Consider the following 20243-nt stretch of genomic DNA (forward strand, 5'->3'; position numbering starts at 1 on the left):
ACTCACAGCACCCGGCGCCTGCGCCCCAGCCAGGTCTGGGCCACCACGACCACGGCGAGGAAGGCACCGCTGACCACCTGCTGGTACGCGGAGTCCAGGGAGCCGATCTGGTTGATGACGTTCTGGATCACCTTCAGCAGGAGCACGCCCACCAGCGAGCCGCTCACGAAACCGAAGCCGCCGGAGAGCAGGGTGCCGCCGATGACGACCGCCGAGATGGCCTCCAGCTCCATGCCGGACCCGAGGATCGTCACACCCGACACCAGCCAGGCCGCGTTGAGCGCGCCCGCGAGACCGGCGCACAGTCCCGACAGGGCGTACACGGCGATCTTCGTACGGGCCACGGGGGCACCCATCAGGGCCGCCGCGTCCTCGTTGCCGCCGACCGCGTACACGTACTGTCCGAACCGGGTGAGCCGCAGGACGGCGGCGCCCAGGACGAACAGGGCCACCGTGATCCAGATCGGTACGCCGATGCCGAGCAGTGAGCCCTGTCCGAGGGTCGCGAAGAACGAGTCCTTGTCGACGAGGTAGGTCTTCGAGCCCTCGTCGGTGATCGCCAGCAGGATGCCGCGCGCCCCGAGCATGGCGGCCAGGGTGACGATGAAGGGGGCCAGGCCCGACCGGGCGATGAGCAGGCCGTTGACGACCCCGATCAGCCCGCACACCGCGAGCGGGAGCAGCAGGGCCACCGCCGTGCCGTACTGCGAACCCCAGGCCGCCAGCACCCCGCCGAGGGCGAAGAGCGAGCCGACCGACAGGTCGATGCCGCCGGTGACGATGACGAACGTCATGCCCAGCGCGACCACGGCGAGGAAGGCCGAGGACAGCGCCATGTTCTCCAGGTTGTCACCGGTCAGGAAGGTGTCGAAGCTCAGCGACGCCGCGACCATGGCCACCAGGAGGGTGACCAGGGCGCCGTGCTGCTGCGCCAGGGCGCTGAAGCGCTCCGCGCGGGTGGGAGCGTCGGTCTTGTCCGGCTCCTGGTGGACGGGGGCCGGCCGCATGCCGGCCTCTGTGGTCCCGGTGGTCATCGCTTCCCCCGTTCACGGGCCGCGTAGACGGCGGCGATGATCACCACGGCCTGGGCCATCTGCGTCCACGACGGTTGCAGGTCGTGCTTGATGAGCGTGGTGGTCAGCAGCTGGATCAGCACGGCCCCGGCGACCGTGCCGCCGATGCGTACGCGGCCCCCGGACAGGGGAGTGCCGCCGACGACCACCGCCGTGATCGCCGACAGTTCCATGAGGTTGCCCAGCGAGGTGGGATCGCTGGCCGTCAGCCGGGCGGTGGCGAGGACGCCCGCCACCGCGGCCAGCGCGCCGGAGCACGCGTACACCACGATGAGGACCCGGCGCACCGGCAGCCCCGCGAGGCGTGCCGCGGGCCTGCTGTCGCCGACGGCGAGCAACTGGCGCCCGAAGGTGGTGCGGCGCACCACGAAGGCCACCAGCAGCGCCAGGGCCGCCGCGATGAGGACGAGATACGGCACCCCCAGCACGTCACCGGAGCCGAGCGAGGCCATGCCCGGGTCGCGTACGTCCTCCAGCTGCGGGAGCAGCACCAGGGCGATCCCGCGCCCGGCGACCATCAGGGCCAGGGTGGCGACGATCGGCTGGACGCCCAGGAAGGCGATCAGTGAACCGTTCGCCAGGCCGATCACGATGCCGCCCGCCACCGCCATGAGGACGGCGAGCCACGGGCCGTAGCCGAGGTACAGGGACAGCAGCGAGGTGGACAGGGCCATCACCGAGCCCACCGACAGGTCGACGCCCTCGGTGCCGATCGCCAGGGCCATGCCGAGCGCGACGATGAGGACCGGCGCGACCTGGACGGCCTGGGTACGGAAGTTCTCCGCGGAGACGAAGTTCGAGGTGAAGACGAAGTTGAAGACGAGCAGGGCCGCGACGCCCGCGTAGACGCCGTACTCCTGGAGCAGGCGCAGCAGCCGCTCGCGGTCCACCTGACCGCGGACGAGCGTCAGGTCAGTCATGGGCGCTCCCAGCGGATTTCGCGTTCTTCGAGAGGTCCGGCGATGCCGGGCGGTCCGGCGTTGCCGGCAGGTCCGCCGCTCCGGAGGGTGCCGAGGGCTCGGCGGCGATGGCGCGCATCAGCGCGTCCTCGGTGACGGCGTCGCCGGTCAGCTCGTCGACCACCACACCGTCCTTGAGGACGATGATCCGGTCGCTGCCCTCGATCAGCTCCTCGGTGTCGGAGGAGATCAGCAGCACGGCGAGCCCCTCCTCGGCGAGTTCGTCGATGAGGGACTGGACCTCCGCCTTGGCCCCCACGTCGATGCCCCGGGTGGGCTCGTCGAGGAGCAGCACCTTCGGGTGCATGGCGAGCCAGCGGGCCAGCAGCACCTTCTGCTGGTTGCCGCCGGAGAGCTCGCCGACCTTCTGGTGCGGTCCCGCGGACTTGATGCGCAGCCGCTTCACGAACGTGTCGACGACCTTGTCGACGCGGGCGTTGTCCACCAGACCGAACCGTGAGAGTCCGGGCAGGGCGGCCAGCGCGATGTTCTCCCGTACCGACAGGCCGGGGGAGATGCCCTCGGCCTTGCGGTCCTCCGGCAGCAGGCTGATGCCGGCGCGGATCGCGGCCGGTGTGGAACCGGTCCGCACGGGCGTGCCGCCGACCGACACCCGGCCGGAGTCGGCCGGCAGCGCCCCCGCGATCGCCCTCGCGGTCTCGCTGCGGCCCGAGCCGAGGAGCCCGCCGAGACCCACCACCTCACCGGGACGGATGTCGAGTGACACGTCGTGCAACTGATGACGGATCGTCAGTCCCTCGGCGCGCAGCACCGGTTCGGCCGCCGCCTGGTGAGAGCCGGTGAACTTGGTGAGGCCCTCGCTGCGGACCTCGCCGATCTCCCGGCCCAGCATCAGCGAGACCAGCCGCAGCCGGTCGAGGTCGGCGAGCCGCCCTGTGTGCACCACCCGGCCGTCCCGCAGCACGGTGACGGCGTCGCAGATCTCGTACAGCTCGTCCATGCGGTGGCTCACGTAGACCACCGCGATGCCGCGTTCGCGGAGCATGCCGATCACGTCGAACAGGGTGCGCACCTCGCGCGGTTCGAGCGACGAGGTGGGCTCGTCCATGATCACGACCCGTGCGTCGATGGCGACCGCTCGCGCGAGAGCCACCATCTGCTGGGCGCCGACGCCCAGTTCACGCAGCGGCCGGCTCACGTCGACCCGGATGCCGAGGCCCCGCAGTGCCTCGTCGGCCTCCCGGTGCATCCGCCGGAGGTCGATGAGACCGAGCCGGCCGCGCGGTTCACGGCCGAGCAGGAGGTTGCGCGCCACGCTCATCAGCGGGACGAGGTTGACCTCCTGGTAGATGGTGGAGATGCCCGCCTGCTGGGCCTGCAGGGGGGTCGTGAAGCGGACCGGTGAGCCGTTGTGGACGACCTCGCCGGTGTCCGGCTGGTAGACCCCGGTGAGTACTTTGATCAGGGTCGACTTGCCCGCGCCGTTCTCGCCGACGAGGGCGTGCACCTCCCCGGCGCGGGCGGTGAAGTCCACGTCGGACAACGCCTTCACGCCGGGGAAGTGCTTGGACACGCCAGTGACGGAGAGCATCTCAGTAGGCCTTGGCGATGTCCGACTCGGCGTTGGCCTCGGTGTACTCGGTGTCCTTGATGACGATGTCCTGCGACACCTCGTCGCCCTTGGTGAAGCTGTCGAGGGTCTGGAAGGCGAGCGGACCGAAGCGCGGGTTGGACTCGACCACACCGCTGATCCAGCCGTCCACGATGCCCTGGACGGCGTTGCGCGTGCCGTCGATGGTCACGATCTTCACGTCGCCGGCCTTCTTGCCCGCGCCCTTGAGGGCGTTGACGGCGCCGAGGCCCATCTCGTCGTTCTCGGCGTAGATGCCCTTGATGCCGGGCTTGGACTGGATGAGGTTCTCGGTGACCGACTGGCCCTTCTCGCGGGCGAACTCACCGGTCTGCTGGAACACCACCTTGAGGCCGGGGGCCTCCGCCTTGATCTGGTCCACGAAGCCCTTGGTGCGTTCCGTGGTGACGTTGTTGCCCGCCGCGCCCAGCAGGATGGCGATCTCGCCCTTGCCGCCCGTCGCCTCGATCATCTGGTCGGCGGCCCGCTTGCCCTGCTCCACGAAGTCGGAGCCGATGAAGCTCACATAGTCCTTGCAGGCCTCGGCGTTGATCTTGCGGTCGACCGTGACGATCGGGATGTGCTTGGCCGCCGCCGTCTTGAGCACCGGCTCCCAGCCGTCCGAGTTGAGCGGCGCGATCACCAGCACGTCGGCGCCCTTGGCGATGAGGTCCTGGACATCGCTGATCTGCTTGGAGAACTGCGACTGCGCGTTGGCGGTGAGGAGCTTGATGCCGCGCTTCTTCGCCTCGGCCTCGATCGAGGCGGTCTCGGCGATCCGGAAGGGGTTGGCCTCCTTCTCGGACTGCGAGAAGCCGACCGTGGCGTTCTTGAGGTCGAGCTTCTCGCCCCCGAAAGTGTCGATGGTGCAGGAGGGCCCGGAGCCGGCGCTCGGCGAGGCGACCTCCTGGCCCGCGTCGGCCTGCTGCTCGGTGGCCTTGTCGTCGGAGGAGTCCTCGGACTTGGTGCATCCGGTGAGTGCCAGGCTCGTGAGGATGCCGGTGGCGAGGAGGGCGCGAGCGGTGGTGCGACGAGAAGATGCGGTCGACTTCATGGAGATCCCCATAACGGCGCGGCCCTGGAGCTGAGAGCGCTCCCGGGAGTTCGGCACTAGACGGTCGATACGGCGTGCACGGCGTTCAGGGGAGGTTTTTACATCGTTGGAGAGGTCGTGTAAACCCCTCCGTCCGAAATCTCGACCGATTCGTTCGGCCCGCCGTCAGCGCCGCCCGAGGGTGCTCTCCCGCTCCACCAGCCGGAACTCCGCCGTCAGTTCACGTCCGCCCGGGTCCTGGCGGCCGGAAAGACTGCGCAGCAGCGAGGCCACCGCGAGGCGGGCGATCGCCTGTTTGTCGGGCGCGATGGTGGTCAGCGAAACCGCCCCGAACCGGCTCTCGGCGATGTCGTCGAAGCCGACCACGGCGATGTCCCACGGCACCCTGAGCCCGCGCTCGTGCAGCACCCGCATGGCGCCGATCGCGATGAGGTCGTTGAAGGCGAAGACCGCGTCGGGCCGGTGCCCCGCGTCCAGCAGCTCGGCCATGGCCCGGGCGCCGTCGTCCCGGTCCCAGCCGCCGACGGGCACGATCAGGTCCTCGTCGGGGGTGAGGCCCGCCGCCGCCAACTCCGCACGCCAGCCGTCGAGCCGCAGATGGGCGGGACGGTTCGCGGAGTCCGTGCGGACCCCGAGATAGGCGATCCGGGTCCGGCCGCGATCGAGCAGATGGCGCACCGCCGCCCGGGCGGCGGCGACGTTGTCGATCGCGATGTGGTCGAAGGGCAGACCGTACTCGCGCTCGCCGAGCAGCACCAGGGGCACGTCGTCGGCCCGGCCCTGCAGATCCTCGGCCTCCAGCTCCAGCGGGCTGAGGATCAGCCCGTCGATCACCCGGGCCCGGAAACCTTGACTGACCAGCAGTTCCTGCTGGCGCTCGCCCCGGGTGTGGTCGAGCAGGACGGTGAACTCGTGCTCGGCGGCGGCGTCGATCACCGCGCCCGCGAGCTCGGCGAAATAGGGGTTGCCCAGCTCGGGGACGGCCAGCGCGATGATGCCCGTACGGCCTTTGCGCAAATGCCGTGCGGTGAGGTTCGGCCGGTAGCCGAGTTCGTCGATCGCCTCCTGGACCTTGGCGCGCATCGCTGGCGTGATGTGCGGATAGTTGTTCACGACGTTGGAAACGGTCTTGATCGAGACGCCGGCCCGTTCGGCCACGTCCTTCAGGCTGACCCGCAAGGGATCTCCTCGGCATCGACGGGAACTCCGCGACCGGAGCTGTGTCATGAACCTGGACAGCGGGTGGGAGCCCGTGCTCTCATGCCAACTGCCTCTGCTTCCAACGTTGTACAGACTGAAGCTCCGAGCCGCCACCCTTCCTCACCCTAGGCCGTGTCCGCAAAGCCCCGTCGTCCACCCGGACCACGGGGCAGGCGGAACTTTGCGGACACGGCCCGGGGAGTTTCCGGTGGACCCCTGTGGGAGGAGCGGGGTTCGGTGCTTCCGCACTGCCTGAAGGGCGTGGGACCCCCGACCGGGCCGGGTGGAGCCGGTCCCCGGACGGGGGGCGCGTGCCGGGCGTCGTGACACCGCCGGGACCGGGTGTCGCGACATTGCCGGGACCGGGTGTCCCGACGCCGCGGGGATTCGTCAGAAGCTCCCTAGGAGGATTCGTGCGCATCAGATCACTCATCACGTCACTCGGACCGCGCAGAGCACGCATACAACTCAGACAACGACTCGCCCTGCTCCTCGCCGTATTACTCGGGGCCGCGGGACTGGCCGCCGCACCGGTCGCGACAGCCGGGGAGGACCCTGTGGAGGTCCACGGCCTCAAGGGGGAGTACTACACCCAGTCCGCCCCCGGCGCCTTCGATTTCCACGAGCTCAAGGCCACCGGGATGGACGCGCAGCTCGACTTCGACAATCTGGAGTCCCGGCTGCGCGCCGCGACCGGGAAGTCGGACGACGTCAGCGTGCGCTGGACCGGCCGGATCGTGCCCGAGAAAACCGGCCCCACCACCTTTTCCATCATCGGGGACAACGGCTTCCGTCTCTGGGTCGACGGGAAACTCACCATCGACCACTGGGTCGACGACTGGGACCGCGAACAGAGTGCGGAACCGGTGCAGCTGACCGCCGGCACGGCCTATGACATCAAGGTCGAGTACTTCGAGCACTACGGAGGCTCCAACCTCCACCTGCGCTGGACCCCGCCGGACGGCACCAAGACCGCGATCCCGCAGTCGGCGTTCCTGCTGCCCGCGGGCTACGACTACGACGGCGCCATCGCCACCACCGTCCTCAAGGACGGCCGCACCCTGCGGCTCGACTTCGCCCAAAAGCTCAAGGCACCCCCGGCCGGCCTCCTCGACCACCTGGACGCCGTCATCGGCGGGGCCACCTGGCCCCTCGGCCGCATCAAGCTCGACCCGGCCGACTCCAGGTCCCTGCTGATCGCGCTCAAGGAACCCGTGGTCGGCAACAGGACGGGCACCGCGCGCGGCAGCGCCGATGTGCGCTACGACGGGGCAGGGGGTCTCTCCGCCCAGGACGGCAACGTTGTCAAGTCCTTCTGGAGCAGCGGCACCAACCGCTCGACCCACCAGCTGAGCACCCGGTGGGGCAAGGACGTCACCCCGGCCAACGCCCACCGCGAGTACCCGAGGCCGCAGCTCACCCGCGACAACTGGAAAAACCTCAACGGCAGCTGGCAGTTCGCCGCCGCCGAGGCGGGGGAGCAGCCCCCGGTGGGGAAGAAGCTCGCCGAGAAGATCCTCGTCCCGTACCCCGTCGAGTCGCAGCTGTCGGGCATCGAGCGGCACGAGGACCGGATGTGGTACCGGCGCACCTTCACCGTCCCGAAGGACTGGAAGATCGGCTCGAAGCAGCGCCTGCGGCTCAACTTCGGCGCGGTCGACTGGCGTTCCGAGGTCTACGTCAACGGCACGAAGGTCGCCGACCATCAGGGCGGTTACGACAAGTTCAGCGCCGACGTCACCGACGCCCTCAAGCCGGGCCGCACCCAGGAGCTGATCGTCGGCGTCTACGACCCGACGGACGCCGCCGACGGCGAGAACCCGCCCATCGGCAAACAGCGTCTCGACCCGAGCGGCATCTGGTACACGCCCTCCTCCGGTATCTGGCAGACCGTGTGGATGGAGCCCGTCGCCGCCGACCACGCCGACTCGCTCGCCCTCACCCCGGACGTGACCGCCGGCACGCTGACGGTCGCGCCGAAGGGGGTACGCGACGGAGTCCCGGTCACCGCGACGGCGTACGAGGGCAAGCGCAAGGTGGCCACCGTCTCCGGCCGCACGGGCAGCCCGCTCACCCTGAAGATCCGTGACGCGCGGCTGTGGTCGCCGGACGACCCGTTCCTGTACGACCTGTTGGTCAGCGTCGGCTCCGACCGTGTCGGCAGCTACTTCGGTATGCGGTCCATCGCGGTCGAGAACGTCGAGGGCACCCCTCGTACCGTCCTCAACGGCAAGCCGGTCTTCATGATGGCCACTCTCGACCAGGGGTTCTGGCCGGACGGACTGCACACCGCGCCGAGCGACAAGGCGCTCGCCCACGACCTGAAGATGCACAAGGCCATGGGCTTCAACGCGGTCCGCAAGCACATCAAGGTCGAACCCGACCGCTGGTTCTACTGGGCCGACAAGCTGGGCCTGATGGTGTGGCAGGACATGCCGGCCATGACGGCGGGCGTGAACCCGTCCGCCACCGCGCGCGCCACCTACGAGCGCGAGATGAAGCAGATGATCGACGAGCACATCAGCAGCCCGTCGATCGTCATGTGGGTCACCTTCAACGAAGGGTGGGGCCAGTACGACGTGGGCCGCATCGCCGCACAGGCCAAGGCCTGGGACCCGACACGGCTGGTCAACAACCAGTCGGGCCTCAACCTCGGCGCCGACGGCGGTACGGGCGACATCATGGACGAGCACGGCTATCCGAGCCCCGCACTGCCACCACATCCGGACGGCAGACGGGCGCTGGTCATGGGTGAGTACGGCGGTCTCGGACTCGCCGTGCCCGGACATGCCTGGTCGGTGCAGCAGTCCTATGTCGACGTCGACCCGGCGACGTACACCGACGACTACCTCACGAAACTTGCCGAGGTGCACGCGCTGGCCTGCAAGGGCGGCAACGGTGCGGTGTACACCCAGATCGCCGACGTCGAGGGCGAGCTGAACGGGCTGATCACGTACGACCGCGCGGTCGTCAAGCCCGATGTGGCGCGGGTCAAGGCGGCGCATGAGGCCCTGATCGACGAGGTGTCCCGGGCGATCCCCGCGGGCTGCGTCTGACGTCGTGCGCCAGGGCCGCCCGGTGAGATGCCTCCCCGCCGCTCACCGGGCGGCCTTCGCCTGCTGCCAGGTCTGCGACGGTCGGCCCGTCCGGCGTCGGAGCGGCCCGCCCGCCGTCAGATGCGCCAGGTACGGATCCGGTCGGCGGCCTGGTAGACCGTGGCCTTGCGGGCCTGTATGTCGCGCACCAACTCCACCAGCGCCCCGTAGGGCGGGTCGATGCCCTCGGCGGAGGTGTGCATGTAGGCGACGGCGACCTGGCAGGCGTACAGGGAGTTGCGGTACGGCAGGGGCTCCAGCCGGACGATCGTGTGCAGGAGCGCCGCCGCCCGCCAGGACGCGTCCGGTGTGGCGAGCCCGGGGCGCGGGATACGGGTCTTGTGGCGGGCGACCGCGGCCACCAGGGCCGAGTAGTCCCCGACCGTCACGTCCTCGGGGACGGCCTGCTCCTGGATGTCGAGCAGCCAGGCGATGTCGACATGGAGCATCAGGCGGCTTCGGCTCCCTGATGGCGGCCGGCCGGCGGGATCTCGTCCGGGAACGCCTCGTCGAACTCCGCGCGCTGCAGTTCGCCCCAGGAGACGGCGTAGCGCACGAACTGCTGGCGCTGGCGTTCGCGCAGGGAGAGGTCGTGGACGTACTGCTTGAGGGAGGTGCCTGCGGCTGCGGCTGCGGCGCGCAGTTCCTGCATCTCCTCGTCGCTGTAGGTGATGTTCAAGGACGGCATGGTCGGATGGTACCTAGTAGGTACCGTGGCGGGCAAGCGGTGCCCCTTGCCGGGGGGAGCGGGGATTGGGTTGCTGGTTGGGTGCGGGTTCGGTGAGGGCTGGGCGCGCAGTTCCCCGCGCCCCTGGAGGAACGGGGCTGCGCCCCTGTTCCTCCCATCCCCAGGTGCTGAAGTGGCGCAGGAGGGTCAGGGTGGATGTGTGGGGGCCTGAGCCGTCGTGTGAGGAGAAGCCGTGGATCGCGCTGCGTCCGATCCGTTCGTGCATGTCACAGGTGCCAGTGAGCACAATCTCAAGAACGTCGACGTGGACGTTCCGCGCGACGCGATGGTCGCCTTCACCGGGATCTCCGGGTCGGGCAAGTCCTCGCTGGCCTTCGGCACGCTCTACGCCGAGGCCCAGCGGCGGTACTTCGAGTCCGTCGCGCCCTATGCCAGGCGGCTGCTCCAGCAGGTCGGTGCCCCGCACGTCCAGGAGATCTCCGGGCTGCCGCCCGCCGTCGCCCTGCAGCAGCGGCATGGCGCCCCCAGCTCGCGGTCCACGGTCGGCACCCTCACCACGCTGAGCAACCTGCTGCGCATCCTGTACTCCCGCGCCGGCACCCACCCGGACGGGGCCCCGCGGCTGCCCGCCGAGGCGTTCTCGCCCAACACCGCCGCCGGTGCCTGTACGCGGTGCCACGGCCTTGGGGCCGTCATCGACGTGGCCGAGGACCTGCTCGTACCGGACCCCTCCCTGAGCATCCGCGACGGCGCCATCGCGGCCTGGCCCGGCGCCTGGCAGGGCGCCAACCTGCGCAGCGTCGTGAGTGGTCTGGGTATCGACATCGACAAGCCGTGGCGCAGGCTCAGGAAGAAGGACCGGGAATGGCTGCTGTACACCGATGAACAGCCGTCCGTTCTGATCGAGCCGGAGGCCGACCGGATCGACTACGGCTACTACGGGAAGTTCTGGAGCGCCCGCGCCCATGTCATGCATGTGCTCGCCGACTCCAAGAGCGAGCGGATGCGGGAACGGGCGATGCGCTTCGTGCGGAGCGTGCCCTGCCCGGAGTGCGAGGGCAGCGGGCTGCGGCAGGAGGCCCTGGCGGTGACCTTCGCGGGACGCTCCATCGCCGAGGTCAACGCGCTGCCCCTCACCGAGGTCGTCGCGCTGCTGCGGCCCGTCGCCGAGCTGCCCGAGGCGAAGGCGGCCACCGCGGCGGACCCGGACGGGGAGACGAGCGAGGTCGCGGTACGCATCTGCGCGGACCTGGTCGCCCGGATCGAGGTCCTGCTCGGCCTCGGCCTCGGCTATCTCGGTCTCGGGCGCCGCTCGACGACCCTGTCGCCCGGCGAGGCGCAACGGCTGCGCATCGCCACCCAGCTCCGTTCCGGACTGTTCGGCGTCGTCTACGTACTCGACGAGCCCTCCGCCGGGCTGCACCCGGCCGACGCGGAGCCCCTGCTGGACGTGCTGGACCGGCTGAAGGCGGCGGGCAACTCGCTCTTCGTCGTGGAGCACGACATGGACGTCGTGCGACGGGCGGACTGGGTCGTGGACATCGGCCCGGAGGCGGGCGAGGGCGGCGGACGCGTCCTGTACAGCGGTCCGGTGCCCGGCCTCGAAGCGGTCGCCGAGTCCGCCACCGGCCGCCATCTGTTCGGACACGCGCCCCCGGTCGAGCACCGCCCGCGCACACCGCAAGGACGGCTGCGCCTGAGCGGTGTCTCCCGGCACAACCTGCGGGACGTCTCGGTCGACATCCCCCTGCAGGTGCTGACCGCGGTGACAGGCGTGTCCGGATCCGGGAAGTCGACACTGGTGACCCAGGTGCTCGCCGAGGTCGTACGCCGTCACCTCGGCCAGGGCCCGGACGACAGCGACGGCCAGGACGCGGAGCTGGAGGTCGACCTGCGGGACGTGTCGGGCCTCGACACCTTCGACCGGCTGGTACGGGTCGACCAGCGGCCCATCGGCCGGACGCCCCGCTCCAACCTGGCCACGTACACGGGCATGTTCGACGCGGTCCGCAAGTTGTACGCGGCCACCGACGAGGCGCGGGAACGCGGGTACTCGGCGGGGCGGTTCTCCTTCAACGTCGCCGAGGGCCGCTGCGAGACCTGCCAGGGGGAGGGGTTCGTGGAGGTCGAGCTGCTGTTCCTGCCCGGCACGTACGCCCCGTGCCCGGCCTGCCACGGCGCGCGCTACGACGCCGAGACGCTCGAAGTCACCTACAGGGGACGGAACATCGCCGACGTACTGGCCATGCCCGTGGACGAGGCCGCCGGGTTCCTCGCCGACCTCCCGGCCGCCTCCCGGAGCCTGGAGACGCTGCGCGAAGTGGGGCTCGGGTATCTGAGACTGGGGCAGCCCGCGACGGAGCTGAGCGGTGGTGAGGCCCAGCGCATCAAGCTGTCGACCGAGTTGCAGCGGGCCCGCCGTGGCCATGCGCTCTACCTCCTCGACGAGCCGACGGCCGGGCTCCACCCGGCCGATATCGCCCTGCTGCTGAGGCAGTTGCACCGGCTCGTCGACGCGGGCAACACGGTCGTCCTGGTTGAACACGACCTGGACACCATCGCCACCGCCGACTGGATCATCGACCTGGGTCCCGGTGGCGGCGACGCGGGCGGCCGGGTGATCGCCGAAGGCCCCCCGGCAAAGGTGGCGAGATCGCGCCGAAGTGTGACGGCGCCCTACCTGGCACGGCGGTTGGCGGGGGCCTGAGAAGCCGAAGACGGAGGGCTGATGCGGGATTCGGACAGTGCGCACGCATCATGAGAACTATTTGGCCACAGAGGGTCCACAAGACTCGCTCGCAACGTCATGATGCATCCGTCAGCAGCACCGCCCAGGGGGACACATGAGTCATGAGTCGACACCGCCGCCCACGCCGGGCTTACTCCCGTCACCCTCGAAGAAGAACCCGTCGAACGTCGTCGTCATCGGCTCCGCGGCTGCCGTCGTCGTCGCGGTCGTCGCCACCGGCATCGCCGTCAGTGGCAGCCGTGACGGCGCGGCCGAGCCGGGACCCACCGTCACGGTCACCGAGGTCGCCACCCCGGACGACGCCCCCGTCGTGGCCGAGGACGACGCCCGGCCGGCCGCCGAGGAGTCCGGCGACGGCGTGTACGGCCTCAGTGAACCGGTCGCCTACGGGAACGACGTGGAGGTCAGTCTGTCGAAGTTCTCGCGGGGCACGTCGAGCGACTACGCCTCCCCGGGGAACACGCCCTACGCCAAGTTCACCATCAAGATCGTGAACGGGTCCGACGAGAGCGTCAACGCCGACGAACTCAGCGTCAACTGCGCCTACGGCGACGAGGGCAAGGAGGGCGACGCCATCTTCGACGAGGGGCTCGACGGCCTTCCCGAGACCCGCATCCTGGCCGGGCGCTCCCTCTCCGTCGTCTGGGCCTGCGAACTCCCCAAGGACCAGCAGTACTTACAGGTGGAAGTCGCACCCGACTACGAGTCGAAGACCGCTGTGTTCACCGGCAATGTGAAGTAGGCGGTCGGCCCTTCGCCGAGGGCGGGGTCTGTCCGGGCGGGGCGTCAGCGGCGTGCCAGCAGTACTCCGCCGAGCGTGCGCGCGGCCGAGGTGAGGGTGGGGTGGGTCTCCACCGTGAAGCCTGTCTCGGTGAGCCAGCCGGCCACTTGACTCGGTCGGCGCAGGCGGCCGTAGGACTCCGGCCACGCTTCGTCGGTGTCCTGTGCCTTCGGCGGTGAGGTGCCCGCGGCGTGGAAGCCCAGGAGCAGCAGACCGCCGGGCCGCAGCACCCGACGGAAGCCGGCGAGGACCCCGCCGATCGATTCGTCGGGGACATGCATGATCGCGTACCAGGCGAGCAGCGCGGCCAAGGAGCCGTCCGCCGGCGCGAGCCGGGTCATCGAGCCCACCTCGAACCGCACCCCGGGGTGTTCGCTCCGGGCCACCTCGATCATCCGGGGTGACAGGTCGATCCCGAAGGCGTCCACACCGAGGTCCCGCAGGTGGGCGGTGATCCGCCCGGGCCCGCACCCCACGTCCGCGACGGGCCCCCCGCCCGCCGCCCGCACCGACTCGGCGAACAGGGCCATGACCTCCTGCTCGGGCGGCAGTTCGGCCAGGAGGTTGCGTGTCTCGTCCGCGTAGCCGACGGCGTCGGCGTCGTAGGACGCCCGGGTGTCCGCCAGCCAGCGCTCGGTCTGTGGGTCTTCCCGTCCGGTGCTCACACCCGGAGGCTAGCCCAGGTGCCGGTCGCCGGACCGGGAATCAGGGGCCGCCGCGCCCTCCGGCATCCGGGCGGGCGGGGATCGGGCTCAACGCGCACCCGGGCGGGCCGGATCGGGCTCAGCCCGCCACCCAGCCCGCGTAGAACACACCGATCCCGAGGATCACGCAGATCCCCTGGATGGTCCAGAAGCGGACCACGACCAGGACCTCGGACCAGCCCTTCAGCTCGAAGTGGTGCTGCAGGGGCGCCATCTTGAAGACCCGCTTACCGGTCAGCTTGAACGAGCCGACCTGGATCACCACGGACAGGGTGATCAGGACGAAGAGCCCGCCCAGCAGGGCGAGCAGCAGCTGGGTGCGGGAGCAGATGGCCAGACCCGCCAGCGCACCGCCGAGGGCGAGCGAACCGGTGTCCCCCATGAAGATCTTGGCGGGTGAGGTGTTCCACCAGAGGAACCCGATGCAGGCACCCATCAACGCGGAGGCGACGACGGCCAGGTCGAGCGGATCGCGCACCTCGATGCAGGAGCCGGGATCGGTGAGGTTCATCGCGTTGGCGCACGAGTTCTGGAACTGCCACAGGCCGATGAAGGTGTAGCCGGCGAGGACCATCGCCGAGGCACCGGTGGCCAGCCCGTCCAGACCGTCGGTCAGGTTCACCCCGTTGGACATGGCCAGGATCATGAACAGGGCCCAGACGACGAACAGCACCGGCCCGATGGTCCAGCCGAAGTCCGTCACGAACGACAGCTTCAGCGAGGCGGGAGTCAGCCCGCGGTCGTCGGCGAACCGGATCGCCAGGACGGCGAACAGGATGCCCACGATCAGCTGGCCCGCCATCTTCGCACCGGCCCGCAGCCCCAGCGAACGCCGCTTCACGATCTTGATGTAGTCGTCGAGGAAACCGACGACACCCATGCCCGCCATCAGGAACAGCACCAGGACACCGGGGAAGGTCGGCGGCTCACCGGTGATGACCTTGGTCAGGACGTACGCGGCGAGGGTGGCCAGGATGAAGGCGATGCCGCCCATGGTGGGCGTGCCCCGCTTGCCGAGGTGGCCGCGGGGCCCGTCGTCACGGATGAACTGGCCGTACCCCTTGCGGGCCAGCAGCTTGATCAGCAGTGGTGTGCCGCCGAGTGTCAGGAACAGGCCTATGGCCCCGGCAAACAGGATCTGGTTCATCGGACGGCGGTTTTCCCCTCGACTGCGTGCTCGTGCGTGACCGCCCCACCGGTGCGAGCGGCGGTCGCAGCCCACACCCTATGCATAGAGCCAATCGCTCTACGCCGGTGGGTAGTTGCCGCCCCACGACCCCGCGCCGGAGGCTACTTTGTCGTCGAGTACGTGATGTGCGGGGCGAGCGCGTCGAGGAAGTCGGGGGCGTCGAAGACAGCACCGGCGAAGACGACACCCGTGCGGCCGGTCCGCCCGTCGAGGACACGGTGGACGGCCTCCACGGCAAGGGGCGCGGTGACGGCGTAGATGTCCTGCCCCGAGGCCGTGGCCCGGCGCTCGGTGCCGCCGGAGCGTACGACGACATCGACGAGGAAGGTCTGCGCGGACCGCCCGCTCCCGTCGACGGCGGTGGGCGCCGGAGTGTCCGGGGTAGCCAGGTCACCGGCCGCCTCCGTGGTCATGTAGGTGCGCACCTCGGGGATGGACAGGTGACTGGGGACGGTGACGACGTCGGCCATCGTGAACTCCCCGATGACGGCCCGCGTGCCCAGCGGGGCGGGAAAGTGCCAGTCGAGGGTGGGCAGGTCGTCCCGGTGGTACTCAAGGCGCCCCTTCCGGAAGCGGACGCGCTGTCCGCCTCGCCGCGCGTGGACGGCCGCGCCCGCGATCCGCGTCCCGGCGGTGGGGTGCCAGCCGCTCAGCCCGTAGGCGATGTGCGCCTCGTCGGCCGCGGTCCAGTCACCCATCGCCGCGGTCACCAGCAGATCGCCGAGCCCGCCGTAGAAGGCCATCGCGGGCACGACCACGGTTTCGGCGGCGCGGGCACGGTCCGCGAAGTGCGCGAGCGTGTCGGCGTTCGCCTCGATCTCGGCCGCCACGTCGACGTACGGGATCCCGGCGCGCAGGGCCGCCTCGATCACGGGGGCTGCCGTGGTGGTGAAGGGGCCCGCGCAGTTGATCACCGCCGCCGCACCGGCCAGTGCGCGGTCGAGCGCGGCCGGATCGCCGACCGGGGCGGGCCGGACGCCGAGGCCTGGACGGGTCGCCGCCAGCGCCCGCAGCTTGCCCTCGTCGCGGCCGGAGAGCACCGGCACGAACCCGCGCGCCAGCAGCTCCGCCACCACGAACCGTCCGGTGTGCCCGTACGCGCCGTACACCGCCACCGTGTGCCCCGGACTCGTGCTCATGGCTGCTCCCCGTACTCGAAGGTCCGTCAGGATCCCCTGATCGGATCCGTTGTTCGGATCCGTTGTGATCATCCTGTCGAGTGCCGGGACCTGAACGTGAGTGTCCGGAACGACATGCTGCGTACAATTACGGACATGGGTTCTGTCGCGGTGGTCGCCACCGAGGGAATGCTGCACTTCGAACTGGCCGTGGCCTGCGAGGTGTTCGGCAGCGCCCCGGCGGGCGTGGACGTCCCCTGGTACGACGTCGAGGTCTGCGGGTCCGCCGCCGTACGGGTCGGCCGGTTCCGGCTGGAGCCCGACCACGGGCTCGACCGGCTGCCGCACGCCGACACGGTCCTCGTCCCGGCCTGGGCCGACGTCGACGAGGACCCGCCCGGCGAACTCGTCGACGCGGTGCGCGCGGCCCACGAGGCGGGCGCACGGGTGGCCTCCCTGTGCACCGGCGCCTTCGTGCTCGCCGCCGCCGGACTGCTGGACGGCAAACGCGCCACCACGCACTGGGCGCACACCGACGTACTCGCCGCCCGCCACCCCCGCGTACAGGTCGACCCGGACGTGCTCTACGTCGACAACGGCAGCGTGCTCACCTCCGCGGGCAAGGCCGCCGCGATGGACCTGTGCCTCCATCTCGTCCGCCGCGACCACGGCTCGGCCGTCGCCAACGCCGTGGCCCGCCGCCTGGTCGTACCGCCCCACCGGGCCGGCGGCCAGGCGCAGTTCGTCGCCACGCCCGTACCCGCCCGGGACGATCACCCGCTCGCCGCCCTGCTGCCCTGGGTGATCGAACGCCTCGACCAGCCGCTGACCGTGGACGACCTGGCCCGCCGGGCGGGCATGAGTGCGCGCCACCTCGGCCGGCACTTCAGGGCGGCGACCGGCACCACCCCGCTCCAGTGGCTGCTGTCCCAACGCATCCGCCGCGCCCAGGAGTTGCTGGAGACCACCGACACCGGTGTGGAGGCCATCGCGGAGGCCACCGGTATGGGCACCGCCACGACGCTGCGCCGCCACTTCAACCACACGCTCGGCGTCCCGCCGGACACCTATCGCCGCACTTTCCGCTCACGGCCCACGTGAACGCGGCCGAACGCAGCTGTACGAGACCTACCCGAACAGCGACCGGCGCTCGCCGACCATCTCGGTGAGCATGTCCTGGACGGTGTCCCGGACCTCGTCGGACATCTTGTGGACGAACATCGGATCGTCCAGCGAGTCCCGCGCGTACGAATTGGTCGGCAGGGGCGTACCGAAACGGATCGTCCACTTCGTCGGCAGGGGGATCGCGCCGAGCGGTCCGAGCAGGGGGAACGTGGGGGTGACCGGGAAGTACGGCAGCCGAAGGAGTTTGGCCACGGGGCGGGCGTCGGCGACCATCGGATAGATCTCCTCGGCGCCCACGACGGCGCACGGCACGATCGGTGTCCCCGTGCGCAGGGCGGCGGACGCGAAGCCGCCCCGCCCGAAGCGCCGTAGCCGGTACCGCTCGCCGAAGGGCTTGCCGAGGCCCTTGTAGCCCTCCGGCATCACGCCGACCAGTTCGCCGCGCTCCAGCAGCCGCAGCGCGTTGTCCATACGGGCCGGGGTGTGCCCGGCCCGGCGGGCCAGCGTACGCAGCACGGGCAGGTCGAACACCAGGTCCGCGGCCAGCAGGCGCAGCGCCCGGTGGGCGGGATGACGGTCGCGCAGGGCCACCTGCAGCATCAGCGCATCCAGCGGGAGCGTGCCCGAGTGGTTGGCCACCACCAGGGCACCGCCCGCGCCCGGCACGTTCTCCAGGCCCTCCACCGTCACCCGGAAGTACTTCTCGTACAGGGGCCGGAAGGGGGCGAGGATCAGGTCGTCGGTGAGTTCGGGGTCGAAGCCGAAGTCGTCGACGCTCTGATCCTCCGTCAGACACCGGTCGACGAGGTCGCGGCCCCGCGCGAGAGCCAGCAGACCCTGGGCGAGCACTTGCGTGAACAGCTCGGCCGGGCCCACCCGCTCCTGCGCGGTCCCGGACCGTTCGTCGGCCGTCTCGGCCATGCGCTCCTCCTCCTGCGTCGTGCGGTGTGCCGTTCGATGTGCTGCCGGTCGACGGCCGGGTCAGTAGACGAAGGGGACCAGCTTGGCCGTCTTCTTCGCGTACTCGTCGAAGGCCGCCCCGTACCGCTCGGCGAGGTACTTGTCGAGCATGGGGATGTTCATGAACGAGAACATGCACGCCATGATCGCCGGGATGACCAGGGCCCACAGGCTGCCCGTCACCAGGGCGAATCCGGTGAACAGCACCACGTCACCGAAGTAGTTGATGTGCATGGAGTACTTGAAGAGGCCTTCGGTGTAGAGCTTGCCCTTGTGCTCCGGCGCCCGCTTCCACAGCTTGCGCTGGTACTCCGAGCCCGTGTTGAGGTACGAACCCACGACGTACAGCACCACCCCGAGCCAGGTGACCACACCCACGGAAGCGGAGTTGGTGCCGCCCAGGTACGCCATCGTGCCGTGGATGACGACGACCCAGACGCCCACGGTCGCGGCCTCGGACCACTCCATGCTCCTCTTCAGCATGACGAAGGTCGTGGCGACGAAGCGCAGCAGGTAGACCGCCGAAAGGGCGAACAGCACGCCCCGGCGCAGCGGTTCGGCGTCCACCCGGTCGGTGCCACCGGACAGGAACCACCCGGCGACCGCCACGGCCAGCGCGTTGCACGCGGTCACCAGGATCTTGGGTCCCGTCGAGGCGTCGTACCTGCCATACATCAGGAACGGGCCTTCGTCAGGCCGTCCTCACGGTCCGCCGGCCCGGTCCGCTTGCGGCGGGTGCCGTGCGCGCTCTTCGCACCGTTGCCGTTGCCGTTGCCGTTGGTCGCGGGAGGTGTCTGTGCGGTCTGTGCCACAGGGGTCTCCGGGGTGTTCGTAGGTGCTGCCTTCGCCTCGGCCCCGGCTTCCGTCCCCGCCCCCGCCTGCGCCTCGGCCTTGAGCCTGTCCCGCAGTTGAAGGAACTTGGCGTTCATCTCGTCCACGGCGATGAACTTGTTCACGCCGCGCTCACTGACCTTGGGCTCCTGCCGGAGCATGATGCCCACGTCCTGCGGGTCCTGGACGAGCTTCTCCATCAGGAGCGAGGCGCGCAACACCCAGGGCCTGAGTGGCTTGATGGGCACCATGGTCCGCAGCTGCGGGTACTCGTACAGCCGCATGATCGCGAGCGTGTTCTCGTCGTCGACCGGTGTGAGCCAGGTCGTGATCTCCAGCAGACCGGTCTTGACGTGAGTCAGTCCCGGCGCCTGGTAGATGAGGTTGAAGTGCGAGCTGTTGGCGGGGTTCGCCTCCTCGCACTGGTCGAAGGTGGAACGGATCGTGGTGCCGTCGACCTCGACCTCATGGTTGACGATCTTGTTCGCGGCGAGGTAGCGCTCCCGCCCGTCCATCCACAGATTGCGCGCGGTGCCGTACATGAACGTGTAGTCGATGTTGTTCGTCCAGTGATCCCGGTGCACGAAGGTCACGTGGTAGAACTCAAGAAGGCTCTCGATGTACCGCGTGTAGTGAACCGGCCGGGTCCAGGAGATCGTCTCGTACGGGCGCGGGTTGCCCACGAGTTCGCGGGGCAGCTCGATCTCCGGAAGCTGCTCGCGTGCCTCGCCCCACCACAGCCACACCAGCCCGTGCTGCTCGCGCACCGGGTAGGTCTTCAGCTGGAGCGACTGGGGGATCCGGGCGTTCGCGCCGAGCGCGGGGACGACCTTGCAGGTGCCTTGGGCGTCGTAACGGAAGCCGTGGTACGGGCACTCCACCGTGTTGCCCTTGAGCCGGCCCTCGGCGATGTTGGCGCCCTTGTGCGGGCAGCGCGCGCTCTGGCAGACGAGGGTGCCGCCGAGGTCGCGCCAGAGTACGAGCTCCTCGCCCATGCGCCGTACGCCGGTGGGCTTGTCGCGTTCGATGTCACCGGTCTGCAGGATCGGGTACCACTGATTGGGGATCATCTCGCTGCCTTCCTGGGGGTGACCGCTCCACGGGAGCGGCACTGTTCGCTGACGCA

General features: G+C 70.0%; 17 protein-coding genes. 4 read left to right on the plus strand and 13 right to left on the minus strand.

Annotation, left to right across the window (positions count from 1 at the left end; translation table 11 throughout):
• Positions 1-2 precede the first annotated feature (2 nt).
• The 5 genes from ACFWGJ_RS06840 to ACFWGJ_RS06860 form a co-directional block, all read right to left on the minus strand.
• Positions 3-1007: an ABC transporter permease gene (locus tag ACFWGJ_RS06840; RefSeq protein WP_387321542.1), complete on the minus strand. Its 1005-nt coding sequence runs from the start codon at positions 1005-1007 to the stop codon at positions 3-5.
• Positions 1008-1030: 23 nt separating this feature from the next.
• Positions 1031-1993, minus strand: coding sequence for an ABC transporter permease (locus ACFWGJ_RS06845; RefSeq protein ID WP_387321509.1), 963 nt, complete (start codon positions 1991-1993; stop codon positions 1031-1033).
• The gene (locus ACFWGJ_RS06850; RefSeq protein ID WP_387321510.1) at positions 1986-3584 is read right to left on the minus strand and encodes a sugar ABC transporter ATP-binding protein; all 1599 of its coding nucleotides are present in this window, start codon (positions 3582-3584) and stop codon (positions 1986-1988) included. Before ACFWGJ_RS06850 ends, ACFWGJ_RS06845 begins: the two co-directional genes overlap by 8 nt.
• A gap of 1 nt (position 3585) precedes the next feature.
• Positions 3586-4677, minus strand: coding sequence for an ABC transporter substrate-binding protein (locus ACFWGJ_RS06855; RefSeq protein WP_387321511.1), 1092 nt, complete (start codon positions 4675-4677; stop codon positions 3586-3588).
• Between the two features lie 165 nt (positions 4678-4842).
• Positions 4843-5856, minus strand: a complete 1014-nt coding sequence (locus ACFWGJ_RS06860) for a LacI family DNA-binding transcriptional regulator (RefSeq protein ID WP_107017287.1) — start codon at positions 5854-5856, stop codon at positions 4843-4845.
• A 434-nt stretch (positions 5857-6290) separates the two neighbouring features.
• Here ACFWGJ_RS06860 and ACFWGJ_RS06865 point away from each other — a divergent pair, with 434 nt between their 5' ends.
• Positions 6291-8933: a PA14 domain-containing protein gene (locus tag ACFWGJ_RS06865; RefSeq protein ID WP_387321512.1), complete on the plus strand. Its 2643-nt coding sequence runs from the start codon at positions 6291-6293 to the stop codon at positions 8931-8933.
• 116 nt (positions 8934-9049) lie between these two features.
• Here the strand turns inward: ACFWGJ_RS06865 and ACFWGJ_RS06870 are convergent, their stop codons facing one another.
• Both ACFWGJ_RS06870 and ACFWGJ_RS06875 read right to left on the minus strand, forming a co-directional pair.
• Entirely contained in the window at positions 9050-9424 is a 375-nt protein-coding gene (locus tag ACFWGJ_RS06870; RefSeq protein WP_210894310.1) for a toxin Doc, read from the minus strand.
• Positions 9421-9660 (minus strand): hypothetical protein, encoded by a 240-nt coding sequence (locus ACFWGJ_RS06875; protein ID WP_107017285.1) that lies wholly within the window; start codon positions 9658-9660, stop codon positions 9421-9423. Before ACFWGJ_RS06875 ends, ACFWGJ_RS06870 begins: the two co-directional genes overlap by 4 nt.
• 232 nt (positions 9661-9892) lie before the next feature.
• Here ACFWGJ_RS06875 and uvrA point away from each other — a divergent pair, with 232 nt between their 5' ends.
• Together uvrA and ACFWGJ_RS06885 are read left to right on the plus strand one after the other, a co-directional pair.
• A complete protein-coding gene (gene uvrA, locus ACFWGJ_RS06880) occupies positions 9893-12367 on the plus strand; it encodes an excinuclease ABC subunit UvrA (RefSeq protein ID WP_387321513.1) in 2475 nt (824 codons plus the stop codon).
• Between the two features lie 136 nt (positions 12368-12503).
• Entirely contained in the window at positions 12504-13151 is a 648-nt protein-coding gene (locus ACFWGJ_RS06885; RefSeq protein WP_387321514.1) for a hypothetical protein, read from the plus strand.
• Positions 13152-13195: 44 nt separating this feature from the next.
• On the opposite strand, the gene ACFWGJ_RS06890 is transcribed toward ACFWGJ_RS06885, so the two are convergent.
• From ACFWGJ_RS06890 to ACFWGJ_RS06900, 3 genes are all read right to left on the minus strand, one after another.
• A complete protein-coding gene (locus ACFWGJ_RS06890; protein WP_387321515.1) occupies positions 13196-13855 on the minus strand; it encodes a class I SAM-dependent methyltransferase in 660 nt (219 codons plus the stop codon).
• A 118-nt stretch (positions 13856-13973) separates the two neighbouring features.
• Positions 13974-15041 (minus strand): phospho-N-acetylmuramoyl-pentapeptide-transferase, encoded by a 1068-nt coding sequence (gene mraY / locus ACFWGJ_RS06895; RefSeq protein WP_387321516.1) that lies wholly within the window; start codon positions 15039-15041, stop codon positions 13974-13976.
• Between the two features lie 143 nt (positions 15042-15184).
• Entirely contained in the window at positions 15185-16222 is a 1038-nt protein-coding gene (locus ACFWGJ_RS06900) for a saccharopine dehydrogenase family protein (RefSeq protein ID WP_387321517.1), read from the minus strand.
• Between the two features lie 135 nt (positions 16223-16357).
• Between ACFWGJ_RS06900 and ACFWGJ_RS06905 the strand changes: the two genes are divergently transcribed.
• A complete protein-coding gene (locus ACFWGJ_RS06905) occupies positions 16358-17302 on the plus strand; it encodes a helix-turn-helix domain-containing protein (RefSeq protein ID WP_387321518.1) in 945 nt (314 codons plus the stop codon).
• A gap of 27 nt (positions 17303-17329) precedes the next feature.
• Here ACFWGJ_RS06905 and ACFWGJ_RS06910 read toward each other — a convergent pair whose 3' ends face one another.
• Genes ACFWGJ_RS06910 through ACFWGJ_RS06920 form a run of 3 tightly spaced genes read right to left on the minus strand, consistent with a single transcriptional unit; the run spans position 17330 to position 20187 of the window.
• Entirely contained in the window at positions 17330-18247 is a 918-nt protein-coding gene (locus ACFWGJ_RS06910; RefSeq protein ID WP_387321519.1) for a lysophospholipid acyltransferase family protein, read from the minus strand.
• Positions 18248-18307: 60 nt separating this feature from the next.
• Positions 18308-18961 carry a methyltransferase family protein gene (locus ACFWGJ_RS06915; RefSeq protein ID WP_387321520.1) on the minus strand — a complete coding sequence of 218 codons (654 nt, stop codon included), beginning with the start codon at positions 18959-18961 and terminating at the stop codon, positions 18308-18310.
• A complete protein-coding gene (locus ACFWGJ_RS06920) occupies positions 18961-20187 on the minus strand; it encodes a Rieske 2Fe-2S domain-containing protein (RefSeq protein ID WP_387321521.1) in 1227 nt (408 codons plus the stop codon). The genes ACFWGJ_RS06915 and ACFWGJ_RS06920 overlap by 1 nt, the downstream gene beginning before the upstream one ends.
• Between the last annotated feature and the right edge of the window lie 56 nt (positions 20188-20243).

This window comes from Streptomyces sp. NPDC060205, from assembly GCF_042728395.1.
Lineage (GTDB): Bacteria > Actinomycetota > Actinomycetes > Streptomycetales > Streptomycetaceae > Streptomyces.